At 47.0% G+C, this 24,511-nt stretch carries 26 protein-coding genes; 7 read left to right on the top strand and 19 right to left on the bottom strand.

Translation table 11 applies throughout. From position 1 onward, the window contains the following. The 15 genes from EGI32_RS19295 to EGI32_RS19230 form a co-directional block, all read right to left on the bottom strand. Positions 1-1,180, bottom strand: a 1,180-nt coding sequence (locus EGI32_RS19295; RefSeq protein ID WP_255157300.1) for a M48 family metallopeptidase, incomplete at its 3' end; no start/stop codon positions are given. A gap of 954 nt (positions 1,181-2,134) precedes the next feature. Beyond that, on the bottom strand, positions 2,135-2,344 hold the full coding sequence (locus tag EGI32_RS19290) for a SymE family type I addiction module toxin (protein WP_255155413.1): 210 nt from the start codon (positions 2,342-2,344) through the stop codon (positions 2,135-2,137). 344 nt (positions 2,345-2,688) lie between these two features. After that, complete coding sequence (locus tag EGI32_RS21240; protein ID WP_303626639.1) at positions 2,689-3,210, bottom strand: hypothetical protein; 522 nt, start codon at positions 3,208-3,210, stop codon at positions 2,689-2,691. A gap of 204 nt (positions 3,211-3,414) precedes the next feature. Further along, on the bottom strand, positions 3,415-3,540 hold the full coding sequence (locus tag EGI32_RS21235; protein WP_303626640.1) for a hypothetical protein: 126 nt from the start codon (positions 3,538-3,540) through the stop codon (positions 3,415-3,417). Between the two features lie 68 nt (positions 3,541-3,608). After that, positions 3,609-4,256 carry a hypothetical protein gene (locus EGI32_RS19280; RefSeq protein ID WP_255157299.1) on the bottom strand — a complete coding sequence of 216 codons (648 nt, stop codon included), beginning with the start codon at positions 4,254-4,256 and terminating at the stop codon, positions 3,609-3,611. 60 nt (positions 4,257-4,316) lie between these two features. After that, complete coding sequence (locus EGI32_RS19275) at positions 4,317-5,072, bottom strand: discoidin domain-containing protein (RefSeq protein ID WP_255157298.1); 756 nt, start codon at positions 5,070-5,072, stop codon at positions 4,317-4,319. A gap of 265 nt (positions 5,073-5,337) precedes the next feature. Next, entirely contained in the window at positions 5,338-5,964 is a 627-nt protein-coding gene (locus EGI32_RS19270) for a Crp/Fnr family transcriptional regulator (protein WP_255157297.1), read from the bottom strand. Positions 5,965-6,281: 317 nt separating this feature from the next. After that, complete coding sequence (locus tag EGI32_RS19265) at positions 6,282-6,779, bottom strand: YeeE/YedE family protein (RefSeq protein WP_255157296.1); 498 nt, start codon at positions 6,777-6,779, stop codon at positions 6,282-6,284. A 9-nt stretch (positions 6,780-6,788) separates the two neighbouring features. Further along, positions 6,789-7,358, bottom strand: coding sequence for a YeeE/YedE family protein (locus EGI32_RS19260; RefSeq protein ID WP_255157295.1), 570 nt, complete (start codon positions 7,356-7,358; stop codon positions 6,789-6,791). 54 nt (positions 7,359-7,412) lie between these two features. Next, positions 7,413-8,828, bottom strand: coding sequence for a rhodanese-like domain-containing protein (locus tag EGI32_RS19255; RefSeq protein ID WP_255157294.1), 1,416 nt, complete (start codon positions 8,826-8,828; stop codon positions 7,413-7,415). An 82-nt stretch (positions 8,829-8,910) separates the two neighbouring features. Further along, positions 8,911-9,717, bottom strand: coding sequence for a sulfite exporter TauE/SafE family protein (locus EGI32_RS19250; protein WP_255157293.1), 807 nt, complete (start codon positions 9,715-9,717; stop codon positions 8,911-8,913). Between the two features lie 150 nt (positions 9,718-9,867). Continuing rightward, entirely contained in the window at positions 9,868-10,608 is a 741-nt protein-coding gene (locus EGI32_RS19245; protein WP_255157292.1) for an outer membrane beta-barrel protein, read from the bottom strand. An 89-nt stretch (positions 10,609-10,697) separates the two neighbouring features. Then, positions 10,698-11,588 carry a universal stress protein gene (locus EGI32_RS19240; protein WP_255157291.1) on the bottom strand — a complete coding sequence of 297 codons (891 nt, stop codon included), beginning with the start codon at positions 11,586-11,588 and terminating at the stop codon, positions 10,698-10,700. Between the two features lie 98 nt (positions 11,589-11,686). Beyond that, positions 11,687-12,178 (bottom strand): hypothetical protein, encoded by a 492-nt coding sequence (locus EGI32_RS19235; protein WP_255157290.1) that lies wholly within the window; start codon positions 12,176-12,178, stop codon positions 11,687-11,689. A 27-nt stretch (positions 12,179-12,205) separates the two neighbouring features. Continuing rightward, complete coding sequence (locus EGI32_RS19230) at positions 12,206-12,919, bottom strand: universal stress protein (protein WP_255157289.1); 714 nt, start codon at positions 12,917-12,919, stop codon at positions 12,206-12,208. A gap of 183 nt (positions 12,920-13,102) precedes the next feature. Between EGI32_RS19230 and EGI32_RS19225 the strand changes: the two genes are divergently transcribed. Beyond that, positions 13,103-14,149: a zinc-dependent alcohol dehydrogenase family protein gene (locus EGI32_RS19225; protein ID WP_255157288.1), complete on the top strand. Its 1,047-nt coding sequence runs from the start codon at positions 13,103-13,105 to the stop codon at positions 14,147-14,149. Positions 14,150-14,170: 21 nt separating this feature from the next. Continuing rightward, positions 14,171-14,653: a pyridoxamine 5'-phosphate oxidase family protein gene (locus EGI32_RS19220; RefSeq protein ID WP_255157287.1), complete on the top strand. Its 483-nt coding sequence runs from the start codon at positions 14,171-14,173 to the stop codon at positions 14,651-14,653. A 26-nt stretch (positions 14,654-14,679) separates the two neighbouring features. Here EGI32_RS19220 and EGI32_RS19215 read toward each other — a convergent pair whose 3' ends face one another. Beyond that, complete coding sequence (locus tag EGI32_RS19215) at positions 14,680-15,159, bottom strand: OsmC family protein (protein WP_255157286.1); 480 nt, start codon at positions 15,157-15,159, stop codon at positions 14,680-14,682. A gap of 129 nt (positions 15,160-15,288) precedes the next feature. Here EGI32_RS19215 and EGI32_RS19210 point away from each other — a divergent pair, with 129 nt between their 5' ends. The 5 genes from EGI32_RS19210 to EGI32_RS19190 all read left to right on the top strand — a co-directional run bounded on the left by EGI32_RS19210 (position 15,289) and on the right by EGI32_RS19190 (position 18,415). Continuing rightward, positions 15,289-16,488 (top strand): phosphatidylserine/phosphatidylglycerophosphate/cardiolipin synthase family protein, encoded by a 1,200-nt coding sequence (locus EGI32_RS19210; protein ID WP_255157285.1) that lies wholly within the window; start codon positions 15,289-15,291, stop codon positions 16,486-16,488. Between the two features lie 105 nt (positions 16,489-16,593). Next, positions 16,594-17,037: an Hsp20/alpha crystallin family protein gene (locus EGI32_RS19205; protein ID WP_255157284.1), complete on the top strand. Its 444-nt coding sequence runs from the start codon at positions 16,594-16,596 to the stop codon at positions 17,035-17,037. Positions 17,038-17,128: 91 nt separating this feature from the next. Continuing rightward, positions 17,129-17,527: a hypothetical protein gene (locus EGI32_RS19200; protein WP_255157283.1), complete on the top strand. Its 399-nt coding sequence runs from the start codon at positions 17,129-17,131 to the stop codon at positions 17,525-17,527. A gap of 42 nt (positions 17,528-17,569) precedes the next feature. Next, a complete protein-coding gene (locus EGI32_RS19195) occupies positions 17,570-18,199 on the top strand; it encodes a hypothetical protein (protein WP_255157282.1) in 630 nt (209 codons plus the stop codon). A 21-nt stretch (positions 18,200-18,220) separates the two neighbouring features. Further along, entirely contained in the window at positions 18,221-18,415 is a 195-nt protein-coding gene (locus EGI32_RS19190; protein WP_255157280.1) for a DUF2892 domain-containing protein, read from the top strand. A 21-nt stretch (positions 18,416-18,436) separates the two neighbouring features. Here the strand turns inward: EGI32_RS19190 and EGI32_RS19185 are convergent, their stop codons facing one another. The 3 genes from EGI32_RS19185 to ppsA all read right to left on the bottom strand — a co-directional run bounded on the left by EGI32_RS19185 (position 18,437) and on the right by ppsA (position 24,511). After that, positions 18,437-20,974 carry a cation-translocating P-type ATPase gene (locus tag EGI32_RS19185; RefSeq protein WP_255157278.1) on the bottom strand — a complete coding sequence of 846 codons (2,538 nt, stop codon included), beginning with the start codon at positions 20,972-20,974 and terminating at the stop codon, positions 18,437-18,439. Between the two features lie 153 nt (positions 20,975-21,127). Next, entirely contained in the window at positions 21,128-22,069 is a 942-nt protein-coding gene (locus tag EGI32_RS19180; protein ID WP_255157276.1) for a 1-phosphofructokinase family hexose kinase, read from the bottom strand. Positions 22,070-22,087: 18 nt separating this feature from the next. Next, positions 22,088-24,511 carry a phosphoenolpyruvate synthase gene (ppsA, locus tag EGI32_RS19175; protein ID WP_255157274.1) on the bottom strand — a complete coding sequence of 808 codons (2,424 nt, stop codon included), beginning with the start codon at positions 24,509-24,511 and terminating at the stop codon, positions 22,088-22,090.

The raw sequence follows: 24,511 nt of genomic DNA, 5'->3' as shown, positions 1-24,511 counted from the left end.
CACGTTTTAGTTGCTTGCTGTACCATGGGCTAAATTGCAGCCCTCCTGCTTTAGCGGTATTCACCGTGAGGTAATGCGCTTCTTCATTGGCTTTTGCAGTAGCCCTGGCAATGTCGGCAGTTACCACCGCTATTTCATTTGCCATTATGGTTCTGAAATTTGCCCATTGATTATAAATACCGGGATCTACCACATGTGCATACGATTTGGGTACCAAAGCCGCATATTTTGCTAAATTAAAAGCAGTAGAGTAGTACACTCTGGGTACATAGTATTTCAATTGTTTTTTATCTTTCTCCATAGCCTGCAGTTTGTCCAGTTTCTTTTTGGTTGCACTATGTTTGATAGATCGTTTTAAAGAAATCACAGCATTCGTCATTTCCCCTCTGGCTTCCTGCAGCAGGCATTTGGTAAAATTTGCCTGCGGATGATACGCATAGATCATAATGGCACTGTCAATATATTTTTCTGCTTTATCTCCATCGCCCATTTGCAGCCATGCCTGTGCAAGATTGTTGTAAATGGTGCTGTTTTTTTTATGAACATTGTTTAGTTTTTGTAATATAGGTATGGCCATGTGGGCGGCACCCATCATGGTTAGGTATGCAGCATAATTGCTGTAATTATCGGCATTGGGCAACAGTTGTATGGCTTTGCCCATAAGGTAAACGGCAGGCTCCTGATAGCCCAAAAGCCATAAACCATTTGCAGATGCAGCCACCATGGCACCAGGGTAAGGATCGTTTTTAAACTGCAACAGAATCTTTTCTGCCAGTTGTTTTGCCTCCGGCTTAATCATATCGGCAATGGATGCATTTGTAGACTGTACATACGCCTCCAGTTGTGCGGTAGAAAAAATAGTTTTAGGGATTTGAGCAATGAGTGCAGTTTTTTTTGCAGGTACCACAACACCCGAACCATCCTGCGTATAGGCATCTGCTAATTGCTGATCACTCACATTTGGCATATTGCTAAATGTTGGTATCTTAATGCCCATACTATCCATTAATTTTTTATCCTCCGGGCTAATATCCTTCATCGCATCCTGCGCCAGCTTCAGTAAATCTTCCATTTCTTTTTGCGTAGGCGGCTTTTCCTTTGGCTTTACTTTTTTGCCCGGCTGGGCAAATGCTGTACTCAGGAAAAGAAATACAGCGATACATACAAAGCAGATTTTCATTGCAGTAGTTTTATGTTGTTGTACGATGAACTTATTGTTTTATAAAAGGAAAAGAGTGTTGTGTTTTAATTCTGTTGGGCAACCGAAGGAGATACATTTCTGTTGTGTAACGCACCTGCGCTAACATGTTGCAGCAAATGTGTAGCCTGCCTGAAAGGGATAAAATTTTTTTTCATGGTAAGTTGTTTATGGTAAAACAAACCTCATCATTTTTTTAGCTCTTGTCCATCCTGTAAAAACAGGATATTTTTTACACACAACCGTTGTGTGCGTTGCACAGCAACCTAATATAGATAGTGTAGAAAAAAGCAATTAGCCACTATACTGCCCGATACTATCCGGGAAGCATTAAGCATGATGCGTTTGGCAGTAAAGTATGAAACGGCAGATACTCTAAAATCAATGCAGCTGTACAATGCAGCTATTGCTTTTGCCCTTGGTAAAAAATTAAATTACCGTACCGGCCTGTGCTATTTTAATCAATCGTTTTTATTGCCCTACTTGAAAAAACAGCCAGACCTGGTAGTTTACTGATAGCCTTTTTGAGTGTATCTCATTTTACAAAGAGTAAAATGGATTTTTAAAGGAAGAGGGATGCGCCGGAAAAGGCCTGGCAATGGCAAAAAAAAAACTTGTACCCCGGCGTGGCGTCCCCGCCAGCCGGTTCCGCGGGAGTTTCGGCTTTGTGTAAAAAATACGCCGTCGCTCAAGTTTTCCACACGGCTGCGTATCAAAAATAAACCATACCGCCCCGGCGTGGTGTCCCTGCCAGCCGGTTCCGCGGGAGTTTCGGCTTTGTGTAAAAAATACGCCGTCGCTCAAGTTTTCCACACGGCTGCGTATCAAAAATAAACCATACCGCCCCGGCGTGGCGTCCCCGCCAGCCGGTTCCGCGGCATGATGGCTGATAAAAAATAAGCCGCCAACATATTGTCAGCGGCTCTTTACTGTGTACTACTCTGTAGTTCGGATGATCAATAAGTTGGGCATGGAAGTAACCAGTACCCTTGCGTTCAGTTCGAAGCCGAGCTGCTGCAACCATTCCCCGCAAAGCTTGATCTCGGGAACATCTTTCTGGCTGTACTTGTTAAACCTTGTTTTGGGTTGAATTTTCAGGCTGCGCACATCGGGGCGGCGGAGGGTTGTTCGTTTGTCGTTTCGCATAACTTTGATTTTTTAAAAAGAGGCCTGGCGGTGCTGCGAAACGACAAACGTAGTTTGAAGATACGGGACTTACACCCGCTCTCCGCAAGGCTTTATCTTTGATTTCTAAATTTGAATTGTTCATTTTTTACATTAATCGTTTCGCAATTCAAAGATAGAAAAAAATGGAGTGAAGAATAAAATTTAGTTCTTAGCAAGTGGGATTTTTTTACAGGGAGTTAAAATATTAACGTTACTCCCTTTATTTAATAGGTGATGATTGAAGGAAAAAAAACTATTGTTTGCAAGGAGTAAATTCATTAATTGTTAAGTCCTTTTTTTTGCAAATATTTTTTTAGCAATTTTCAATATAGGTGGCTATTAGATTTCCATATCTTAAACAATTCTTCAAATTGTTCTTGTGTCAAAGAAGAGATTTTAGTTTTTGGGTATGTAGAAAAATGTAATAATTGGCTGGCTACTTCGAACTTTAAGTTTTCACCAACATTTTCTTGGGAATCAATAAATTCAAAATAAGAAGCATTCATATTTTCCCAGAGTTCAATTTCAGATTCGGGATCTGAGTCACGTAAATAACAATCAATATCCTCTTCCATTGAGAGTGGGAAGTTGACACCTATTCCAAAATGAATATTTTTAATTCGGTTTATAAGCTTTCCGGGCAAAGTATCTCTTTTCTTGGGACCAATATTTATATCCTCGAAACGGTATTCTTTCGTTTTATCTTCTTTAGCCATTCGATGATAAACTGCCATCCGATGATAATTAGAAAAGATGTCAGGACGTATAACTGCCAGCAATTGGAATGCAATCGACTGTATAGAATCTTTAGTGGTATTTAAAGCATACTTGTCCGCTAAATACAATGAAAATTTCTTTACTTCAGAAAGCGTTATGTTATGCCAAATTGGTAAAATTATTTTTTTTGAAATTTTCCTCCTTACTCAATAAAGACTTATATTCATAATCTGGCCATTTTTTATTTAGAAAGGATTTACTGATTATTACTACTCCAAAATTCGCTTTGTTTAAACCGTTATCAATTTGTTGTGTTAAACTATCACCCACAGTCAAGGTGTTTCGTCATACCAAACTTGTACTCCCAAATTTTCTAGAACATTAGTTAGTTCTCTTACAATAGTATCTTTATCCTCACTAGCATGAGAAATAAATGCATCCCATTTTTTTATAGCCATATTAAATTAAGTTAGAGTTATATGTATTCTGATCAATACTGCCATTTAGGCCGGGGTGCTTTGATCGTTTAATATCCATAATTATCTCTCATTTCTTGTTCATACATATTTTCAATCTCATCTGCATAATCAGTATATTTTGCAAACACGTCTGCGGTATGTGTCAATAAAATTGATGTCCTATGATAAAGATCTTTAACGTCAAGGAGGTTTATAGTATCTTTTTTTTCGAAGGAATTATTGTTTTCTTTATCTACCGGGTAACGAAAGCTATCAGAGTTTTTGTCAAGCAAATGAAAAATGCCAGTTAATTTGTTTACCTCTTCGCAATATGTATTGAACTCTTTGATATCTTCTTTTTCAACTTCGATTCCATATTTTGAATTGAGATTTTTAATGGTTTCAGCAATATGCAATTTAAAGGCTCCAAAAAGTTTTTCTAAGTCATGTGTTCCTGCTTTCTTAAAATCATCTTTGTCAGAGTATTTAAGAAAATATCTGATGTTTGTCTTGAAACCTAACTCCATACAATGTCTTGCAATAAATAGAATAGGGTAAGCAAGTAGGTCAACGTGATTCCCAGATTTATAAACCTTTTCCATCAAAGCCTCGAAAGCTCTTTCATAGCTTCCAAAATAACCTGCAAAACTTAAATGTTGTCCTAAGTAAGCATTAAATTGGTATCTGGTATCCTTGTCGTCTGGTATTTCGTTCATTTTAAGACTATTTTATAGCATAATGTAATGTTAGTAATCATTATTGTTTTCTATAAGGCTTTATTCGATCCATTTAAAGATTGAATTTAACAAGGAAAATATTCCTACAATTCCACCTATTAAACCTAGCCAGATAGACCATTTTCCAATATTATTCGAAACATTTAACTCTTGTTTCACTGGCTCAATTATTTGACGACGAATAGATTCCATTCCTTTTTCAATTTTTTCGATGTCATAAATTCCTTTTTCCAATTCTGCACTAATACTAGAAAAGTACTCTTTATTAAGTCCTGAGAATTTATTGGGGATTTGTTTGATTGTGTTTACCAATGGTTGCAATTTTCTTGAAATAGACAAACCATCGGAAATTTCATAAGTGGTCGTCAAATTATTAATTACATAAACAGTTTCTTTTGGGCTGATCGTTATGTTATCTTTATATACTTCAATTTCTCCGATATGAAATGACCCATTACTCGAATTCCATAAGCAGTGAAGTCTGACATAACGAGCTTGTATTTTTTGGCTGAACTCAAAATTTTGCCAGCTATTTCCCATTGCATCCGAATGAACCATCCAAGTGTACAAGTCCGTCGAAGTTAATAACCGGTACTTATAACTTCTAACATCTCGGTCATACAGAAGAAATCTGATTGTAGTCAATTCGACAACTTGTTCTAAATCTAAAGTAAAATAATTGGGGCAAGGTGTTTCTGTGTAGGAGTAATTTCCGTTAGAATTTCCATCAGTAGCATTTTCTGGTCTTTTCCAAATATCGGATTCTAGGATTTTTTTATTTAATGCTAAATTCATTACTGTAAGTTTTGAAAAACGTTTATTGTTAATTGAGAATTGGATAAAATTTCAACTTATCAGATTCTTTCAGAATATGAAATTTTCTGATAACAGACTAACTAAAATACCACAGTTAAAAGAATAATCAATCCCAGGTGAAGAACATAAGGTTACGGCCTCACAATGCTACTCCTTTCCTTCCACACCCCCAACTATTTCCAAAATATACCCCTTTAGAGGTATATGCCTGCGGCAAGGCAGCGGAGAGGTGTGATGAGATCCGTTACAATTTCAGCAGCTTAATTTCATTCCGATACAATATCACCCGCCCATCATTCTCCAACTGCTTCAGCAGGCGGGATATCACTACCCGGGAGGTATGCAGGTCGTCGGCGATGGTATAGTGGGAGGTTTTTATGAGGCTCGATCCGGAGAGGCGTTGTTTTTCCTGGAGGTAGTGGAGGAGGCGCTCGTCGAGTTGGTGGAAGGCGATGCTTTCTACAGATTTGATCATTTCGAGCAGGCGGTCGTTGAAGCCCCGCATGATGTAGTTTTTCCAGCTGCTGTATTTGCAGAGCCATTCGTCGAGCTTTACCTGCGGGATGGCGATGAGTTCCACGTCGTCTTCGGCAATGGCTTTCACCACGCTCTTTTTGGCTTCCATGCAGCAACTGTAGGCCATGGAGCAGCTTTCACTGGCGGAGAGGTAGTAGAGCAGTATTTCGTTGCCGGCATCATCTTTCCGCATCACTTTGATGGAGCCTTTGGTAATGAGCGGCATCATGCGGATGTATTTACCATAATCCATGATCACATCGCTTTCGGCGAAATGCATCAGGTCGCCGAACTGGTAGATCTCTTTTACCAGGGCGGGTTCGAAAATGGATTCGAGGGTGGGGTGGGATGGCATGGGGAGGTTTTGTTTTTTGAACTAAAAGTACGATGGATAAATTGATAGTTCTTCAGAAGGTTCTGTTCTTCTTTGCCTGGTCGGCACTGAAAGCCGCAAAAAATATATGCCGGCTTTAGTTTCGCTGGCTTCGTGAAAGTCGAATTTCTTATTCACTCCACGGCCGTGGGGCCGAACGTTTGCGCTCCCCACAGTACTGTGGGGACAAACAATGATACTTTGTGCGGAGGGAAATACGGGTGTAGAATCTTAAAAAAAATCAATCATCGTAATTACAGGGATTTTATATTTTAGATATAAAAAATTATCGCCGGCTGCTAATGCGGCAGCTTTTCCCGCACATACCCATACACCCACGTTCCCGCAATAGCGCTCAGCAGCGTAACGATCACCACGGTGGCGCCGGTGCCTATCTGCGCAAAGAGCGGCCCCGGGCAGGCGCCGGTGATGGCCCAGCCGAACCCGAACAGCAGCCCGCCGTAGATCTGTCCTTTATTGAATGCTTTTACCGGGAAAACGATCGTTTCGCCGTAAATGGTTTTGATGTTGAATTTTTTGATCAGCCATACCGATAACATGCCCACCAGTACGGCGCTGCCAATAACACCATACATGTGAAACGATTGCAGGCGGAACATTTCCTGGATACGGAACCAGCTGATGATCTCCGCTTTTACAAAAATGATCCCGAAGAGGATGCCAACGATCAGGTATTTGATATTGTGGTACCACCGGTGCGTAAGCCTGCTGTCATTTACACAAATGCTGTCGAGCGATCGCACTTCAAAGTCGGTATTCGTGATGGTTTCTTGCATACAAAAAATTTAAAGGGAAAGAATAAATGGAAGGATGAGGTTGGCCATTACAAATCCACCGATCATAAAACAGCAGGTAGCAATCAGCGATGGCCATTGCAGCGTGGACAGTCCCATGATGGCATGTCCGCTGGTGCAGCCACCGGCATAGCGGGTGCCAAAGCCTACGAGGAAGCCGCCCAGCACCATGGTGATGAGGCCACGCAGGGTGAGCAATGCCGGCCAGTTAAACAGCTGTGAGGGTAAGAGCCCATTGTGCTCTGTAATGCCATAACCGGCGAGTTCGGCGCTTAGTTGCGGGCTGATCTGCAGCGGCTGCGGGTTAGCGAGTAATTGCGTTGCCAGCACAGCCCCCAGTAAAATACCTGCTACAAAAAAAAGGTTCCAGGCTTCTTTCTTCCAGTCGTATTGAAAGAAGGGCACATTGCCCGGGAAACAGGCAGCACAGATATGCCGGAACGAAGAGCTGATCCCGAAAGATTTATTGCCCAGTACCAGCAGCGCCGGTACTGTAAGCCCGATCAGTGGCCCCGCTACATACCAGGGCCAGGGGCGTGATATCCATTCACCAAAATTCATAAACGTCTTATTTTATTTAATATCGAAAAGCAGGTTTAATGTACGCAAAAGCATTTAAAATTTCATCAGTTTGCTCTGGCAAATAAAATCTGTTTTCGGGATGCTGGTTTCGCTGATGGCGCTGAAGCCACCGGCTATTTCTGTAAAGTTGCGGTAGCCGCGTGCCTGCAAAATGGAAGCCGCGATCATGCTGCGGTAGCCACCTGCGCAATGCATGAAAAAATGTTCATTGCGGTCAAGGTCTTTTATCCAGTCGTTGATGAAAGCCAGTGGTTTGTTGTAAGCTTCTTCCACATGCGCCGCCGCATATTCGGATTCTTTGCGCACATCGATCACTTTGTCTTTGCCGGGTACAAAAGTTTCGGCCATTTGTGCAGCAGAGATCCTGTTGACCACATCCGCTTGTTTACCTGCAGCCAGCCAGGCTTCAAACCCGCCTTCGAGATAGCCGGTGATACGGTCGAAGCCCACGCGGCTCAGGCGGGTAACGGCTTCGGTTTCCCTTCCTTTGTCGGTTAGCAGCAGGAGGGGCATATCCACATTTGCCAGCAAGGTGCCTACCCAGGGCGCAAAATCGCCGTCGAGGCCGATGTTGATGGATTGCGGGATAAATCCTTTGTAAAATTCCGTGTTGCTGCGGGTGTCTATTATCAATGCCCCGGTGATATCGGCAGCGGCTTCAAACTGGTCGGCCGTGAGGTCGGTAGTGCCTTGCTGAAGGATCGCTTCAAACGGTGGATTCCCTTTTTTATTCATGGCCACATTGTACCCAAAATAGGCAGGCGGAGGCAGCAGGCCATCTGTTACTGCTTTCACAAACGATGCTTTGTCGGGCTGGTTCAACGCATAATTTATCTTCTTCTGGTTGCCGAGTGTGTCCACCGTTTCATTCATCATATTCTTTCCACACGCGCTGCCGGCGCCATGAGCGGGATATACGATCACATCGTCTGCAAGCGGGATTATTTTATTTACAAGGCTGTCGTATAATAAGCCGGCGAGTTCTTCCTGGGTCATGTGGGCAGCTTTCTGGGCCAGGTCGGGGCGGCCAACATCACCGAGAAACAAGGTGTCGCCACTGAAGATGCAATGATCCTTACCGGTTTCATCCCTCAGCAGGTAAGTGGTACTTTCCAGGGTATGGCCGGGTGTGTGCAATACTTTGATGGTAATGTCGCCTACTTTAAATTCGGCCCCATCAGCCGCCGATATAATATCAAATGCAGCCTCGGCACCCGGGCCATACACAATTGTTGCACCGGTGGCTTTGGCAAGGTCCACATGCCCGCTTACAAAATCTGCATGGAAATGGGTTTCAAAAATGTACTTCAGTTGTACGCCGTCTTTCTGCAGGCGGGCAAGGTAAGGAGCTGTTTCGCGAAGCGGGTCCACAATTGCTGCTTCGCCGTTGCTGCTGATGTAGTAGGCCCCTTGTGCCAGGCAACCTGTATAGATCTGTTCAATTTTCATGATAATTTTTTTTATAAAACAAAGATGGAGGTAAATGAAAAGTGTTTAAGTAACATTGGTCACATTCGGACAATGATCTTTATCATCCTGCATATATCTCGTGAATGAGGATGTAAATGCCCATCAGCAGCACAAACCAGCCGAATAACTTTTTTAGTTTTGCGGTGTCCGTTCGCCTGCCGATATACCCACCCGCAAAAATGCCAGCTATGGCTACCGCTGTAATTTTGAGGAGGAATACCCAGTCAATGGCAAAATGGCCAATGTCGCCGGTGAAGCCGATCAGGGAGTTAAGTGCAATGATGAGCAGCGAAGTGCCGATGGCTTCCTGCATGGTAAGCCCCATCAGCAACACCAGGGTTGGGATCAGTAAAAATCCGCCGCCGGCACCTAAAAAGCCTGTAGCCAGGCCAATGGCAACACCATAAAATAATAACCGCGAGAACCTGATTTTTTGAACGGGGTCAGTTGGTGGCGATTGCGCATTTTTGTTGCTGCCGTTTTTGATCATGGCAATAGCAGCTGCCAGCATCAGTATGGCGAACAATACCATGGTGACGAGACTAGCGGTGACTTCAAATTTTCCTATCCGGGCAATATGATGCGGTATCAAAGGTACCAGCAGTTTCCTGGTAGCGAATACGGTGCTGATGGATGCAGTACCAAAAAGAATTGCCGTTTTTATTTTTATGTGCCCCTGCCGCCAGCTGTTGAAAGCGCCCACCAGCGAAGTGGCGCCAACGATGAACAATGAATACGAAGTGGCCAGTAATGGGTTGATACCTACGATGTATACCAGTATGGGAACAGTTAAGATGGAGCCGCCACCGCCAATAACACCCAGCGATACGCCCACCAAAGCAGCGAGGAACAAGACCAGTAATTGCATCGTTTTTTATTTATGCAAAGATGGCTGCTGCAAAGGGGGCGCTTGGTCACTTATGTTACATTCACAGGCAGGATGATCTTTTAATATGAAATGCGGGAAAGGATGTTCGGATGCCCGTCAATATTTTCCAGCGCCAAGCCTGCAGCTTTTTTACAGGGTAAAAAAACACCCGGCGGAAAAGATGAGCGACCCCGTATAGAGGTTTTCGGAATCGATACTTTTTTTATTCATATTGGTCAACCCGATGTCTGTACGCGACTGTATAAATATGATCCCTCCTGCAAGAGGGTATTCCAGCTGCAAACCACCCTGCATACCCGCAATGAACCGATGATAGTTGCCCGTGGTATTGACTGTTTTGGTAAGCGATACAGGCGCAACTTCTGTACCACCGGGGATCGTAACAAGCGTACCGCCTTCATTCACATAAAGAAAACTCGTGCCCGAGTTGCGGCTTTTTGCATGTAGCAGCAGGCCGATTTGCGGGCCTATACAAAACGAATATTTCAGTTTGTTACCCAGTTTCAACTGCAACATTACCGGTATCTCCAGGAATGTGAATTCAAGCTCGTGGCGATAGTTGGCATACAATGGTTGCAGCGTATTCATCTTGAAGTCTGCATACTGGCGGTCGGTAAGGGGCTGCAGGCCGTTGCGGTGCCCCGATTGAGGTGCATAGTTCAGTTCGGCCAGCAGGTACCAGTCATTTTTAAGATGCCTGCTATACGCTATCCCCCCATTGAACGACAGACCTGAAACATAGTTATTGGTATTTTCAGTAGTACCGGCTATAGATGGAATGGTGCAGCCTGCCTTAAAACCTACATAGGATTGAGCAAACGAAAGCATGTTGAGTGAGCCCAGGATAACGAGCAGGTATAATTTTTTCATGATCGCTTTTTTAATGAATATTGAAGAATGAGCATCGGCTTACCGAGCGTTGGCGGAACATTATCGGGCTGTCCTGGTGGAAAAAATACCTAGTCCGTATAAAAAAAATCCTGCCCCTTTTCCTCCTCCTCATCAACGTTTTCCCCCGCAGCGATGGGATCCCTCAACTGGGGAAGTATCAGCAGCGGGTGATCTGTATGAAAGACCAGTTGCCGCGTAACACTCTCCACTATCAACCGGTCGAAGATGCTGTGTTTATGGGAAATGACCACCAGCAGATCGATCTGTTTCTCGTTACTGAATTTCAACAGCGAATGGGTGATATTACTGCCTTTGGAAAACTCCAGGGCCGCCCGGTAGGGTTTCAGCGCATCCATGACAGGCATCGATTGAAAAAGGGTTTCATATTTCGCGGTAACGGGATCGGGAGATACCAATACCACGGACAACGATGCCGAGAACCGGTGGCAGATATCTTTTAACAGCCACACAGTTTCGCGGCTGGTATCCGGATCGGTATCGCAGGCCAGCGCAATATGGCGGATGGTGTTGTACGATACCTTCAACGGCACCACCAGCAGGGGAATATTGGTTTTATGGGAAAGGGCTGTTGCCGTACTGCCAAAGATCTTTTTCAGGTCGGGGGTAGTGTGTTTGGTTCCGCAAACGATCAGGTCCGCTTTTACCGCGGCTGCTTCCTTTAAGATCAGGTCCGATGCCCTTCCATGGTCGGCCGAAATACTGATGTTAAGTGAGCTGGTAAGTTCGGCGCCTTTCACCATCGTGTCCAGTTTTTCTTTAATGGATGGCCATAAGTCGGGTGTGGTATGAACCAGGTAACTTTCCGGGATGGGCTGTACTGCATGGTACACGTGGTACAGGTGCACAGCAGCGCCCGTGGCCCTGGCGAGGTTAAGGGCATATAAAAATGCATTGATTGAAGCGTCGGAAAAGTCGGTGGCGACCAATATTTTTTTCATGTTTATTTATTTCTGTTACTCAAAATTAATCTGGTGGTTCAATGCCGCAGGTGAGTCTGCTTAGCATTGGCGGTGATGCTGGTCATGCAGACAGGGGATCAGCGCATGGTAAAATCTGTACGGGAATAAGTACCCGGGGCACCATGGTCCCGCACTTTAAAATCAATGTTCACATAGCGTATATCCGGTACTTCGGTAAGGTTGTACACCACTTCGGCCATCCAGGCTTCGGGCCCGCTGGAGCCCATCTGCCGGCTCAGGTACCTGCTGTCCGTTACACGGATATAGGCCGTATCGTTGGAGATCTTCTTCAGCAAAAACGGCACTTCCGGGTAAAGGCCATTGAGCCTGGCCGTCATCATCACGGGGTTGAGCGAGTCGGCAGGGATAGTGGCCGAACGTTTTACTACCAGCCCTTCCTGTTGGGTAAGATCAGCTTCCCAATAATAGGGGGCGTCTGTGGTTTTTCGCGGCAGGCTGTCGGTTACAGGAACTGTATTTACTATTACGGGATAGGCAGTTTTTTTCTGATCATTGCTCCGGCAGCCTGCAGCCAGCAATAACAGGGGGAATAAATAAATGAGTTTCATAAAGACAACTGTTTTTTAATAAAAGATCTAAAAATGGTTTTTTGGAAGCACCATCAAGGGAAGCCTGCCGTACTCACAAAAAGCAGTCAGCCACAACTGCCCGGGGTCGATCATGAGTACGCAATCGGGGCGGTATTTTTTAATCAGGTGCAACAATAGAGCGGGTTTGTCTGCCGGTGCGGCCAGGTCTTCGCCCTCCTTATAAACGGGAATGGAGCCATCAAACCATGATGCCGCATCAGAAAGCCGCTCAACGATATTTTTAATTCCCCCGCTAAAGGAAGTGTGAATGAACAGGCCGGTACGGCCGGACCCTAATACAGCGCCTTCCGGCACCATCAACAACGGTTTGCGGGTAGCTTCAGCCAATGCCGCGGCGGTACTTTTGTGCGGTGATAAGGGAGTGGTAATATGAGGCCGCAGGCCCGTAATGATGAGATCTGCGTGCTCCTGGTTCGCCATTTCCATAATGGCTTCCGGCACATCGCCTTCATCACAGAGTATTTCGACGCATTTTTTTTCAGGATCTATTTCCGCGGCTTCCTTCAGCAGTAGCGCATCGGCCCGGAGCATCTGTTCATAATGTTCCTGCTGATCATCCGCCGATGCTACAGGTAATGGCGGGTTGAATGCGTTGCACAAAATGACTTTGGCGCCACAGGCATTTGCCAGGGCTGTTCCAAAAACCGCTGCATGGTGTGATACCGGGTCAAAATCGGTGGCGATCAGAATCCTGTCCATAAAAATAGTTTGTTCAAAAGTAGCGGGAGCACGTAATGAAGAACGTGAGAGCTATTACTGTATGGTATGATTAAGATCATCCGAAAGGGTTTGTTGCGTCATGCCAGGGCTATCTGGCAAGAGTTATTTTCGGCCAGTCAATCAAGGCTCAGAAAGAAGAGCAGTTATCTAAAAAAAAATATCATGAAAGCGTTGGTATATCATGGCCCCGGCCAGAAATCCTGGGAAGAAAAACCATATCCTGTTATTGTGGAAGCTACGGATGTGATCGTCAAAATATTGAAGACCACTATCTGTGGCACCGATCTGCATATCCTCAAAGGCGATGTGCCGGAAGTAACGGATGGCCGTATCCTGGGGCATGAGGGGATGGGCGTGATAGAAGAAGCAGGCACAGCAGTAGCTAATTTTAAAAAAGGCGATAAAGTACTGATCTCCTGCATCACCTCCTGCGGAAAATGCACTTATTGTAAAAAAGGTATGTACTCGCATTGCGAAAAAGGTGGATGGATACTCGGCCACCTCATAGATGGTACGCAGGCGGAATATGTGCGTATCCCTTATGCTGATACCAGCCTGTACCCGGTGCCCGATGGCGTGGATGAAGATGCTATAGTAATGCTGAGTGATATACTGCCTACAGGGTTTGAATGTGGCGTGCTCAACGGCCAGGTAAAACCCGGCGATACGGTGGCCATCATCGGCGCGGGGCCTATCGGCCTTGCTACGCTGCTTACTGCTAAATTATATACCCCGGCTATGATCATTCTCGTGGATCCCGACAGCAACCGGCTTGCGGTGGCCAAAACATTCGGCGCTACGGATGTGATCAACAACGCAGAAGAAAACGCTGTGGAAGCGATCATGAAACTTACCAATAATGTTGGCGTAGATGTAGCCATTGAAGCGGTAGGTATACCGGCCACTTTCGAATTGTGTGAAGAGATCATTGCTCCCGGCGGGCATATCGCCAACATAGGCGTGCATGGCAAAAGTGTAACCCTTCACCTGCAATCACTCTGGGCCAAAAACATCACCATCACCACAAGGCTGGTGGATACGGTTACCACACCGATGTTGTTGAAGACTGTCGCCTCCAGCCTGATCGATCCAAAAAAACTCATCACACACCGGTTTGCACTCAATGCCATACTGGATGCCTATGATACGTTTGCGCATGCCGCAGACCATAAGACCCTGAAAGTGATCCTGGACAGTGAATTATCTTAACCTGATTGAAAAACTTATATCATGCAGGGAGAAATGGATGCCGCGGCAATAAGGCTTTTATTGCAAAGCCATACTATCGGGAGGATCGGGTGTGTACACCGCCGGCAACCTTATATCTTCCCGGTAAACTATATTTTTGATGGTACCAGTATTTATTGTCAGTCTGATGAAGGGATGAAACTGTCCATATTGCGCAGGCACAAACGGATCTGTTTCCAGGTTGATGCCATTGTCAATTCAGGGTTCTGGCAAAGTGTACTGGTGCTGGGCGCCTTTGAAGAACTCTCCGGGAAACTGGCCGAGGCAGCAAGGTATACTTTGTACAACCGGCTGTTTCCGAAGCAGCCAAACGAACCTGCAGAAGCCATTGAAGATCGAATGATCGAACTGATCAGGCAGGGCAACCGGCTGAAGAAAGTGATGTTCAGGATAGAGATCGATGAAGTGACCGGCCGGTTTCAGCATCCTGTAAAAACGCCGGTTGACAGCAAGGAGGGCGCATAACCACTATCAGTTATTCATCTTCTGCACTAAGATAACCGTGTTTTTTTTTGTAAGGAAATAGCAGCCGTTTTCACGGCAGTATGATAGATGATATCCGTATCCAGTGAATTCGCCACCAGGCAATGGCGTTCTGCCTGTGCCGCTGTCATCATGGCTGCTGAACGTAAAGCATCCTCCGCAACAACTATAACGGGGTACACATTGATGTGTGTGAACCTGAACTTTCCTGCTACCAGCTCTACCTGCCCGATCACCTGGCAGTCAAAACCGGTGATACTTATTTTTTTCTTTTCCGCAAAAGCAAAAAAAGTAGCCATATAACAACTGCTGACAGCGCTGAGCAGCAGGTGCTCGGGCGACCAATGCCCCGCTTCTCCGCCAAACTGCACCGGGGGCGCAACGATCAGTTCTGCATCAACATGCTGAATGCTGACCTTTCCTTTATCTGCGCCGATCCATGCCTGGTTTGTTTCAAAAAAATAATGCGGGGCTTTTTTGGGTGTCATGGTATAAATTTTAAGCTAACGTAATACATCCCTTCTTTTTTTTGAATGACCAGCATCAGTTTTCCGGCTGAAGATCCTCAGCGGTTAGCCTTCCTCTTTTTTTTTATTTGCAGTATACAAGTATCCATCATGGCCCCGGAAAAAATCTTATCGACGCAGGAGTACAGGCACACCAGGCTGGCAACTGACAGCAACATTACCATCCTGCGTGGAGGGCATGAATATTTTGAAAAACTGATCGGGCTTATTTCAGCTGCACAACATTGCATTCATCTTCAGACCTACATCTTCGACGATGACAGTACCGGGACCGAAGTAGCATCGGCGCTGAAGGAGGCGGCACGAAGGCATGTCAATGTATATCTCCTGGCCGACGGGTATGCATCACAGGTGATGGCACAGCATTTCATAGATGGGTTGCGGGCTGCCGGAATTCATTTCCGTTTTTTTGAGCCGGTCATTCACAGCAGTTATTTTTATTTCGGGCGCAGGCTGCATCAGAAGGTGGCGGTGTTTGATAAAAAGGCTGCCCTGGTAGGAGGATTGAATATCGCCGACCGGTACAACGATCTCCCGGGCCAGCCGGCGTGGCTGGATTTTGCCTTATACACAGAAGGGGAGGTGGCTGCCCAACTGGATGATATCTGCTGGAAAACATGGTGTGGCGTACGGTCGGGCATCAACAGCAAATCATTTGAGAAGCCACCAGGGATAGAGCCACACCAGTCGGTATCCGCAACCGACCCCGTACATATCAGGCGCAATGATTGGGTACGCAAAAAAAATGAGATCACCCTTACTTATGTCCGGATGCTTCAGCAGGCAACGTCGCACATCACCATCGTATGCAGTTATTTTTTGCCGGGCAAGCTCCTCCGCAGGCATATCAGTGCGGCGGCAAAAAGGGGAGTGCAGGTTACACTCATCACCGCGGGGGTATCGGACGTGCGTATTGCAAAAATGGCGGAGCGATGGATGTACGACTGGCTGCTGCGGCACGATATCAAGGTGCTGGAATACCAGCCGGGGGTATTACATGCAAAGCTGGCTATCTGCGATGATACCTGGTTTACGCTGGGTTCTTACAATATCAACGACCTAAGCGCCTATGCCAGCATAGAGCTTAACCTGGATGTGTACGACCCGTTTCTTTGCAAGCGGATCAACGGGATATTACAAAACCTCATTACCAGTGATTGCCTGTTGCAAACCGCCGATGAAGTGAAACGGCATAAAAATGTCTTCATCCAGGTGGCGCGCTTTTTTGCTTACCAGATCATCCGGTTCGTCTTTCATACACTCACTTTTTATTACCGTCCCCGTAGTTAGTGTCAGTATGCCGATGATCATCCGCCTGCTTGACCGGCATCATGGCTTTGGCAAAGAAGACGATAGAAATTTGTATCCTATTCAATCACTTCAAAAACAAAGATCATGCAAACAAAAGCTTTAGTTCGCCCCAACGGCAACCGATTGCCGGCAGTCTTCAATGATTTTTTTAAACCATGGAATGAATGGTTCGACGATAGCGGCCTGCTCAGCCATCCATTCAATGTGCCCGCCGTGAATATCACCGAACTGGACAACGAGTTCCGTGTATCGCTGGCGGTGCCCGGGATGAAAAAGGATGATTTCAAGATCGACCTTGATGGAAACATGCTCACCATCAGCAGCGAAAAAGAAGAAACCAAAGAAGAAAAAGAGAAAAAGTATACCCGTAAAGAATACAGTTATACTTCATTCAGCAGGAGCTTTACACTGCCCGATGATGTAAGCCGGGATAAGATAGATGCCCGCTATGAAGATGGGGTATTGCAGATCACCATCCCACGGCTGGAATCAAAGAAACATATTACAAGGAAGATAAACGTTCAGTAGAATCGCCTGCTGCGCCCCCTGCTACTGCGGGGGGCGCAGCTTATGCCGGATATTTTTATCCTGCCGGATATCTGCCTCATAAAAAAGATAGATGCACACATTCAGACTAATACTATTAAAACACGAAGCAGAGACCTGGCAGCGATTGACAGGTTTCATGGCAGAAGAAAATAATCTCTTGAAGCTACACCTCGCCGAAGTGGTCGGGTTATCGGATGATAAACAACTGGTAACGGAAATGGAAACTTTTCACCAGCGCCTGCTCACCCAGGATGCCATGCTCGAACAACTGCGCATCGATAATACCCGGCTGGGAAAGCTGCTGGTGCAGGAACTTTTTGTAGATGGCCCGCTGGAATATACGGTCTATCAACAATTACGGACTGTACGAAAAGATGTACGCCGTGTAGAGCAATTGTTCAGTCAGCTGAAATTCGAGTTTAACCAGTTCCTCACCGAAAGGTACGGGGATGGTGGCGGTTCAAATTAAACCCGCAAGGCAGGTGATTAAAAGGTCATTAAAATAAACAGCATGAAAATAAAAATCATAACAGGGGCGCTCTTCCTCCTGGGCAGCCTGGGCTGTTCTTCTTCGAAGATCACCAGCGTGTGGACGGCACCGCCGGAACATGCCCCGAAATATCAAAAGATCATGGTACTGGCAGTGGTGAACAAAGCCGACAGGAGCATACAGGAGAAAATGGAAAACCATCTTGCGGGCGACCTGGTAAAAACAGGATACTCCGCCGTAACCGCACTGGAGACTTACGGCCCCAAAGCTTTTGAGCAGCTGACTGAAAAGCAAATATTACCAAAAATAACTGCATCCAATGCAGATGCTTTGGTAACCATAGTACTGCTCAGGAGCCGGCGCGAAAAAACATATGTGCAGCCCGATGTAAATTACTACGGCAGCCTTAGCGGCTATGTTCACGGGCAGTACAGGATGATCCATGAAGAAGGATACTATGTTACCAACATGAAATATTTATGGGAAACCAATTTTTATGAACTGCCCTCCGGCAAACTCATGTATTCTGCACAGACTGTTTCTTTCTCTCCCTCCAGCATCGAATCGATGGGGCATGAGTATGGACGGCTGCTGATAAAAAACATGGTGAAGAAAGGGGTGCTGTCCGAAAATCAGGTTGTAAGGGATTGATCAAATTTTAAAACAACACATATGAAAAAAAATGTCGGATCGGCGGATATATTCATTCGCACTACGCTTGGCCTGCTGGCCTTCCTGATCGGCTATTACTATCATTCCTGGTGGGGCCTGCTCGGGTTCATCCCGCTGCTTACCGCGTGGATAGGCTTTTGCCCTTTATACCGGATCTTTGGGATCAGCACCTGCAGGAGATCTCAAAAAAACTGAATTCTGCCAGGCACTTTATTATCAACCCTTAGCCCGCATACGCTGCCGGGCTATTTTTTTATAAAGCTCAAACCATCCTGTTCCTGTAGTAGCCGCCAGCAGGCAAACAAGGAATTGCATTCCGGTAAGCCGCGACAGCGTGAAGACCTCCCTGGCTGTATTGTTTAGCAGTAACAGCAGCAGGAAAATGCCGGAGAGCAGTACCACCACTTTGGCCAGCGGGTTCCTGTAACGTATGGTGGCCGAAATGTTTTCTACAAAGGAACGGTTAACGAACGTAAGCAGGAGATTGCTGAGTATGAGTGTTACGAGCACGGTGGTCCGTGTAAATTCAATGGTTCTTCCGTTGTGCATGTGGTACCAATACAGACCCAGGCAACTTATCGCGATAGCGAGGCCTTGAACGATACTGATCGTGATCTCCGGGCGGGAAAACATGGAAGCGGTGATCTTTCGTGGCGCCTGTGTTAAATTGTCCGACTCCGCGGGCTCTTTTTCAAAAAATACCGAGCACGTAGGCCCCATTATCAGTTCCAGGAAAACGATATGGATAGGGGTGAAGATGTTGGGGAATTTCCAGCTCAGCAACACCGGTATCACTGCCAGTAACAGGATAGGGATGTGGATGGAAATGATATAGCGCATAGCCTTCTTGAGGTTCACGAAGATCTTTCGTCCTTCGCCGATGGCATCCAGTATTACCTGCGGCTCGTCCCTCGTTAATACCAGGTCGGCTGCATCGCGTGCTATGGCGGTGCCTTTCTTTCCCATGGCGATGCCAATGCTGGAAGCTTTGAGGGCAGGCCCGTCATTTACACCATCGCCGGTCATGGCTACTACGTTGCCCTCCGCTTTCAGATGGCGGATCACTTTCAGTTTTGCTTCGGGGAACATTCGGGCAAATATGCTGTACCTCGCTGCCAGTTGTGCCAGTTCATTCCCTTCCGCTTTCATGATGGTTTCGCCGGTGATGTATTCGCCGCAATTCTTTATGCCGATGCGGGCGGCAATATTCATGGCAGTGGCAGGATGATCGCCGGTGAGTATCTTTATGGTTATCCCGGCTTTGTACAGATCAGCGATCACCTGCGGCATTTCCGGCTTTGGCGGATCGTACAATCCCAATAGCCCTTCGAAGTTCCAGTCAAAATCATCCTGGGCTTCCGGGAAGCCGTTGCCGCGGAAAGAAGTGCCCGCCACAGCCAGTACCCGGTAGCCTTCCGCAGCCATTTTAACCACATGTTCCATTATCCTGCTGCGGCGCACCCCTTCAATTTTACATACATCCATGATACGCTCAGGCGCACCTTTCCCGGCAACAGTGCTCATCCCGTTTCCTTCATAAATATGGGTCATCATGGGCGGGGTGCCTTCGAGCGGGTATTCGAAGATCTTGGCGGGCAAATTATCCTGTGTTCCGGAAAGCCCGTCGTAGGCTTTACAGATCGCCTTTTCCATCGCATCAAAAGGTTTTTCTTCGCAGGCCAGCCTGGCATACCACAATATCTTTTGCTTTGCCGGCACAGTCAGGTCTTCCAATAAACTCACGTCATCCTGCGCCGGCACGGCCAGCATTTTTACTTCCATGCGGTTTTCGGTGATGGTACCCGTCTTATCCAGGCAGAATATATTTACCGCTCCCAGGTTTTCAATCACCAGTGGTTGCCGGCAGATGATGCCCATGGTGCTCATCTTGTAGGCGCCCAATGCCATGAAAGAGGAAAAGGCTACAGGTATTTCTTCCGGTATCACAGACATGGCAAGGGTTAAGGCGAACAACAAAGCCGGTATGGCCTGGTGATAATGAAGATAATTGAGCAGGAATATGCAGCAGAAGCCAGCCAGGCCTGCCAGCGCCAACCGCTTTACAAACCTCGCTATCTGTATTTGCAGCAGGCTTTTTGTACCGGCATACTCATCGATGCTTTTGCCGATCTTTCCCAGGGTGGTAGCGGCTCCGGTAAAGGTTACGCGGGTGATGCAACTGCCACTGTTGATGAGCGTTCCCATTAATACAGTTCCCGTTCCTTCCTTTTTTTCAACGGCCACCGATTCGCCGGTGATGACTGATTCATCTACGGTAAGATCATGCTGCTCCAGTATCACAGCATCCGCGGGAACATTCATGCCTTCTTCCAGCAATAAGATATCTCCCGGTACCAGGTTGGCAGAAGGAATGCCGGCCTGCAGACCGTCGCGGATCACTTTTACTTCAGTAGCAGTCAGTTTGTTCAGGGCTTCGGTAGCGCTGTTGCTTTTGATCTGCTGGTATAGCGATATGCCCGTCATGATAGCCATGCCACCCAGCATCATCCATGCTTCGTTGTTTTCTCCCAGCAAAAAGTATAAGAGGCAGGCCAGTGCAAGCAGCAGTAGCATGGGCTCGGTAAAGAGCTCTTTCGCAAGCCTGAAGAGATGGCGGTACCGGTTTACCGGCAGAACGTTATGTCCTGCAGTTGCCAGCAATGCTGTTACTTCGGAAGCGGATAAGCCTGTGTATTCCCCGTTGCCCGCTGGCAATATCTTCCTGTTTGTTGGTGTGGTTGTATCGGTATTCATTGCATAAAAGTTATGTAGTTGGCGGAGTGCCTGGCATCATCCGCCGGCCTGACCCGGCTCATTGGTGTAGTTGTGTTCAGCTGGTAGTTTTGGTCAGTGGTTTTTCATAGGGTACGAATACACGGGCCGGATGTCTATCCGGCCCTCTTTATATTACGAATGTTTTTCCTGTACTATCACCCGCGGGTACAGTTTTTCCACTTCTTCTTTACAAAACAAAGCTGTACCGGGTTGCAAGGTGGCAGCAGTGCCGCAGGCTACACCGTAGGCGGCAGCTTCTTCCAAAGATTTATGTTTCGACAGATAATGCAACACCCCGGCAACCAGGCAATCGCCGGCCCCCACGGTACTCTTTTTTTTCACCGGTGGCGCTGTTATCAGCAGGCACTTGTCTTTTGTAGCGAGTACGGCCCCCGCTTCCCCTGTGGATACCAGCAGTATATCGCAGGTGCCTTTGGCGATCAGTATTTTCGCCAGTGCGGGAACATCTTCGGGCAACACCGAACCGGCGCCGCATAATACCGCCAGTTCGTGCAGGCTCGGTTTCATCAGGTATACTCCTTTGCCGGCAGCCCGTTGCAATTCGGCGCCGGGGCAATCGAGTATCAACCGCATATTTTTTTTAGCAGCGATCTCCGACAAACGGCCGTATATGTCAGCCGGTACACCCGCTGGCAGGCTTCCGCTTACTACCAGGAAACCCGCATCTTCCACTCCATCCAGCGCACGCAGGCAATGCGACCATTCGCTGTTTGACAGGAATGACGGCGGCATACCGAAACGGTACTGAAGGCCGGTATTTTCTTCCAGTACGATCACATTTTCCCTGGTTTCATGGGCGGCATTGATGCTGATATATGACACCCGTTCCATATCGAGCAGGTGCTCGAAATAAGGCCCGGTATACCCGCCGGAAGGAAATATGGCTGTAACCCTGCTGCCAAGCCGGTGAAGCGCACGGGCAACATTTACACCGCCTCCGCCCGGTTCTATGAGCGGGTAGGAGCAGGATAATTTTTTCTCCGGTATTAATTCGGGTACACTAAAACTTTTATCGATGCATGGACTGAGGGTGAGCGTTACAATGGCGGACATTTGTATAGATTTAATGGGTCAGGAATGATGGGGTATTTCCGGTGAATTTATTTTTTCGTGAGATACCGATGCGCTTTCTGCGGATGCTGCATTTAAAAGGCTGATCCCTTGCAGTAGTGCATCCGGGTTGAATGAAATGGAATCGATGCCTTCTTCCTTCAGAAAGGCGGCAAAAGAAGGGATATCGCTGGCTGCCTGGCCGCAAAGGCCGATCTTTTTGCCGGCGGCGTGTGCTGCCCGGATCAGCTGGCGGATCGAAATTTTTACTGCTTCGTTCTCTTCACTGAACAGTTCTTTCAATAAGGCAGAGTCGCGGTCTATGCCCAGCGTCAATTGTGTAAGGTCATTGGACCCGATCGAAAATCCGTCGAATAACTCAGCGAACTCCTTCGCCAATATCACATTGGCCGGTATTTCCGCCATCATGTAGATATCCAGGCCATGCATGCCCTGAACCAGGCCATTTTCGCCCATTACTTCAATTACTTTTTTCGCTTCACCGGTTGTACGGCAGAAAGGTATCATCACTTTGATATTCTCCAGGCCCATCTCGTGCCGCACTTTCGCTACCGCCCTGCATTCCATTTCAAACCCTTTTTGATACAGGGGATGGTAGTACCTCGAAGCGCCCCTGAAACCGATCATAGGATTTTCTTCCACCGGCTCAAAGTCTTTTCCTCCCAGCAGGCCGGCATACTCATTCGTCTTGAAATCGCTCATGCGCACGATCACTTCTTTAGGATAAAATGCGGCGCCAAAAGCAGCGATCCCTTCCGCCAGCCGGTTGATGAAATAAACTTGCTTATCGGCTTCACCGTTGGTCATCATGTTGATGGAATCTTTCACCATTGCATCCTTCAGGTTGTCAAAATCCGCCAGCGCCATCGGGTGTATGCCGATGCTATGCATGATGATGAATTCCAGCCTCAGTAGGCCGATACCATCGTTGGGGAAAAACGATAATTCGAAAGCTTTTTCAGGATCGCTGCCGATCATCATTACTTTCGGGGATGAAGGCCGGGTAAGCCCTTTAAGGTCGGTAACGGTTTCTTTATAATCGATCTTTCCTGCATATACATGCCCTGTTTTTCCTTCGCAGCAGGCGATGGTGATCGTATCGCCGTCTGTTATCCCGGTGGTAGCATTTCCGCAGCCTACGATCGCGGGCACCCCGGCTTCGCGGGCTACGATGGCTGCATGGCTGGTACGCCCGCCTTTATTGGTGATTATGCCGCCCGATCTTTTCAGCAGCGGATCCCAATCGGGACTGGTAATGTCTGTTACGATGATATCCCCCGGGGCAAGTTTGCCTGCCATGGCCGGCGACTCTACCAGCCGTGCAATGCCGGTACGCACACTTCTTCCAATGGCTTCACCTGAAGCCAGTACAGTTCCTTTGCCAGACAGGTGATACTGGCGCACCAATAAAGGATTTTGCCCGTGATGTACCGTTTCGGGCCGTGCCTGTATGATGTAAAGCTGCTGGCTGATGCCATCTTTTGCCCACTCGATATCCATGGGCAGGTGATAATGCGCTTCGATGTCAAGCGCCCATTTTGCCAGTTGCAGCACCTCCGCTTCCGAAAGTGTAAAGCTGTCGCGGTTGGCCTGCGGCAATTCGCTGCTCACGATTTTGTTGGGGTGGATATCGTCGTAGACCATGCGGGTTTCCATCGCCCCGCGTTTTTTCTGGATCACGGCATTTTTTCCCGCGGCAAGCATCGGCTTGAATACCATCCAGGTATCCGGTGTTACGGTTCCCTGTACCATATTTTCGCCCAGGCCCCATACGCCGCTTATATGGATGATGTCTTTAAATCCTGATTCCGGCTCCAGGGTAAAGATCACCCCGGAAGATGCTTTGTCTGAACGCACCATTTTTTGCACCCCCACCGACAGCCTTACATCCAGGTGGTCGAAACCGTTCTCTTCCCTGTATTTGATGGCCCGGTTAGTATACAGGGAAACATAACATTTTTTGATGGCTTCCAGCAGCGCAGTTTCTCCGGTAATGTTTAGAAAGGAATCGTGTTGACCTGCAAAACTTGCCGATGGCAGGTCTTCAGCTGTAGCGCTGCTTCTTACCGCCACTGCGCTATCATCGTTACCGCAAAGTTCGCGATAGGCAGCTTTTACGGATAACATCAGCCGCTCAGGCAGTATAGTGTCCGATAGAAGTTCCCTTATCCGCGAGCCGGTGTCGTTGAGGTTGGAGAAATCATCGCGGTCAAGATGCCGGAGGTATTCGCGTATGGAGTTGGCTAAGCCGTTGTGCGACAGGAACAGGTCGAATGCAGCGGCGGTGGTGGCAAACCCGTCGGGAACGGCTATCCCTTTGGAAGCGAGGGAAGAGAACATTTCTCCCAGTGAAGCATTCTTGCCGCCTACGATGTCCACGTCGGAAATATGGATATCGGAAAATTTTCTGATCAGCTTTTCCAT

Source organism: Ferruginibacter sp. HRS2-29 (genome assembly GCF_024343615.1).
Classification (GTDB): Bacteria; Bacteroidota; Bacteroidia; order Chitinophagales; family Chitinophagaceae; genus Ferruginibacter.
Note: the sequence above shows the minus strand (reverse complement) of the source record. Positions and strands in the feature narration are given on the sequence as shown.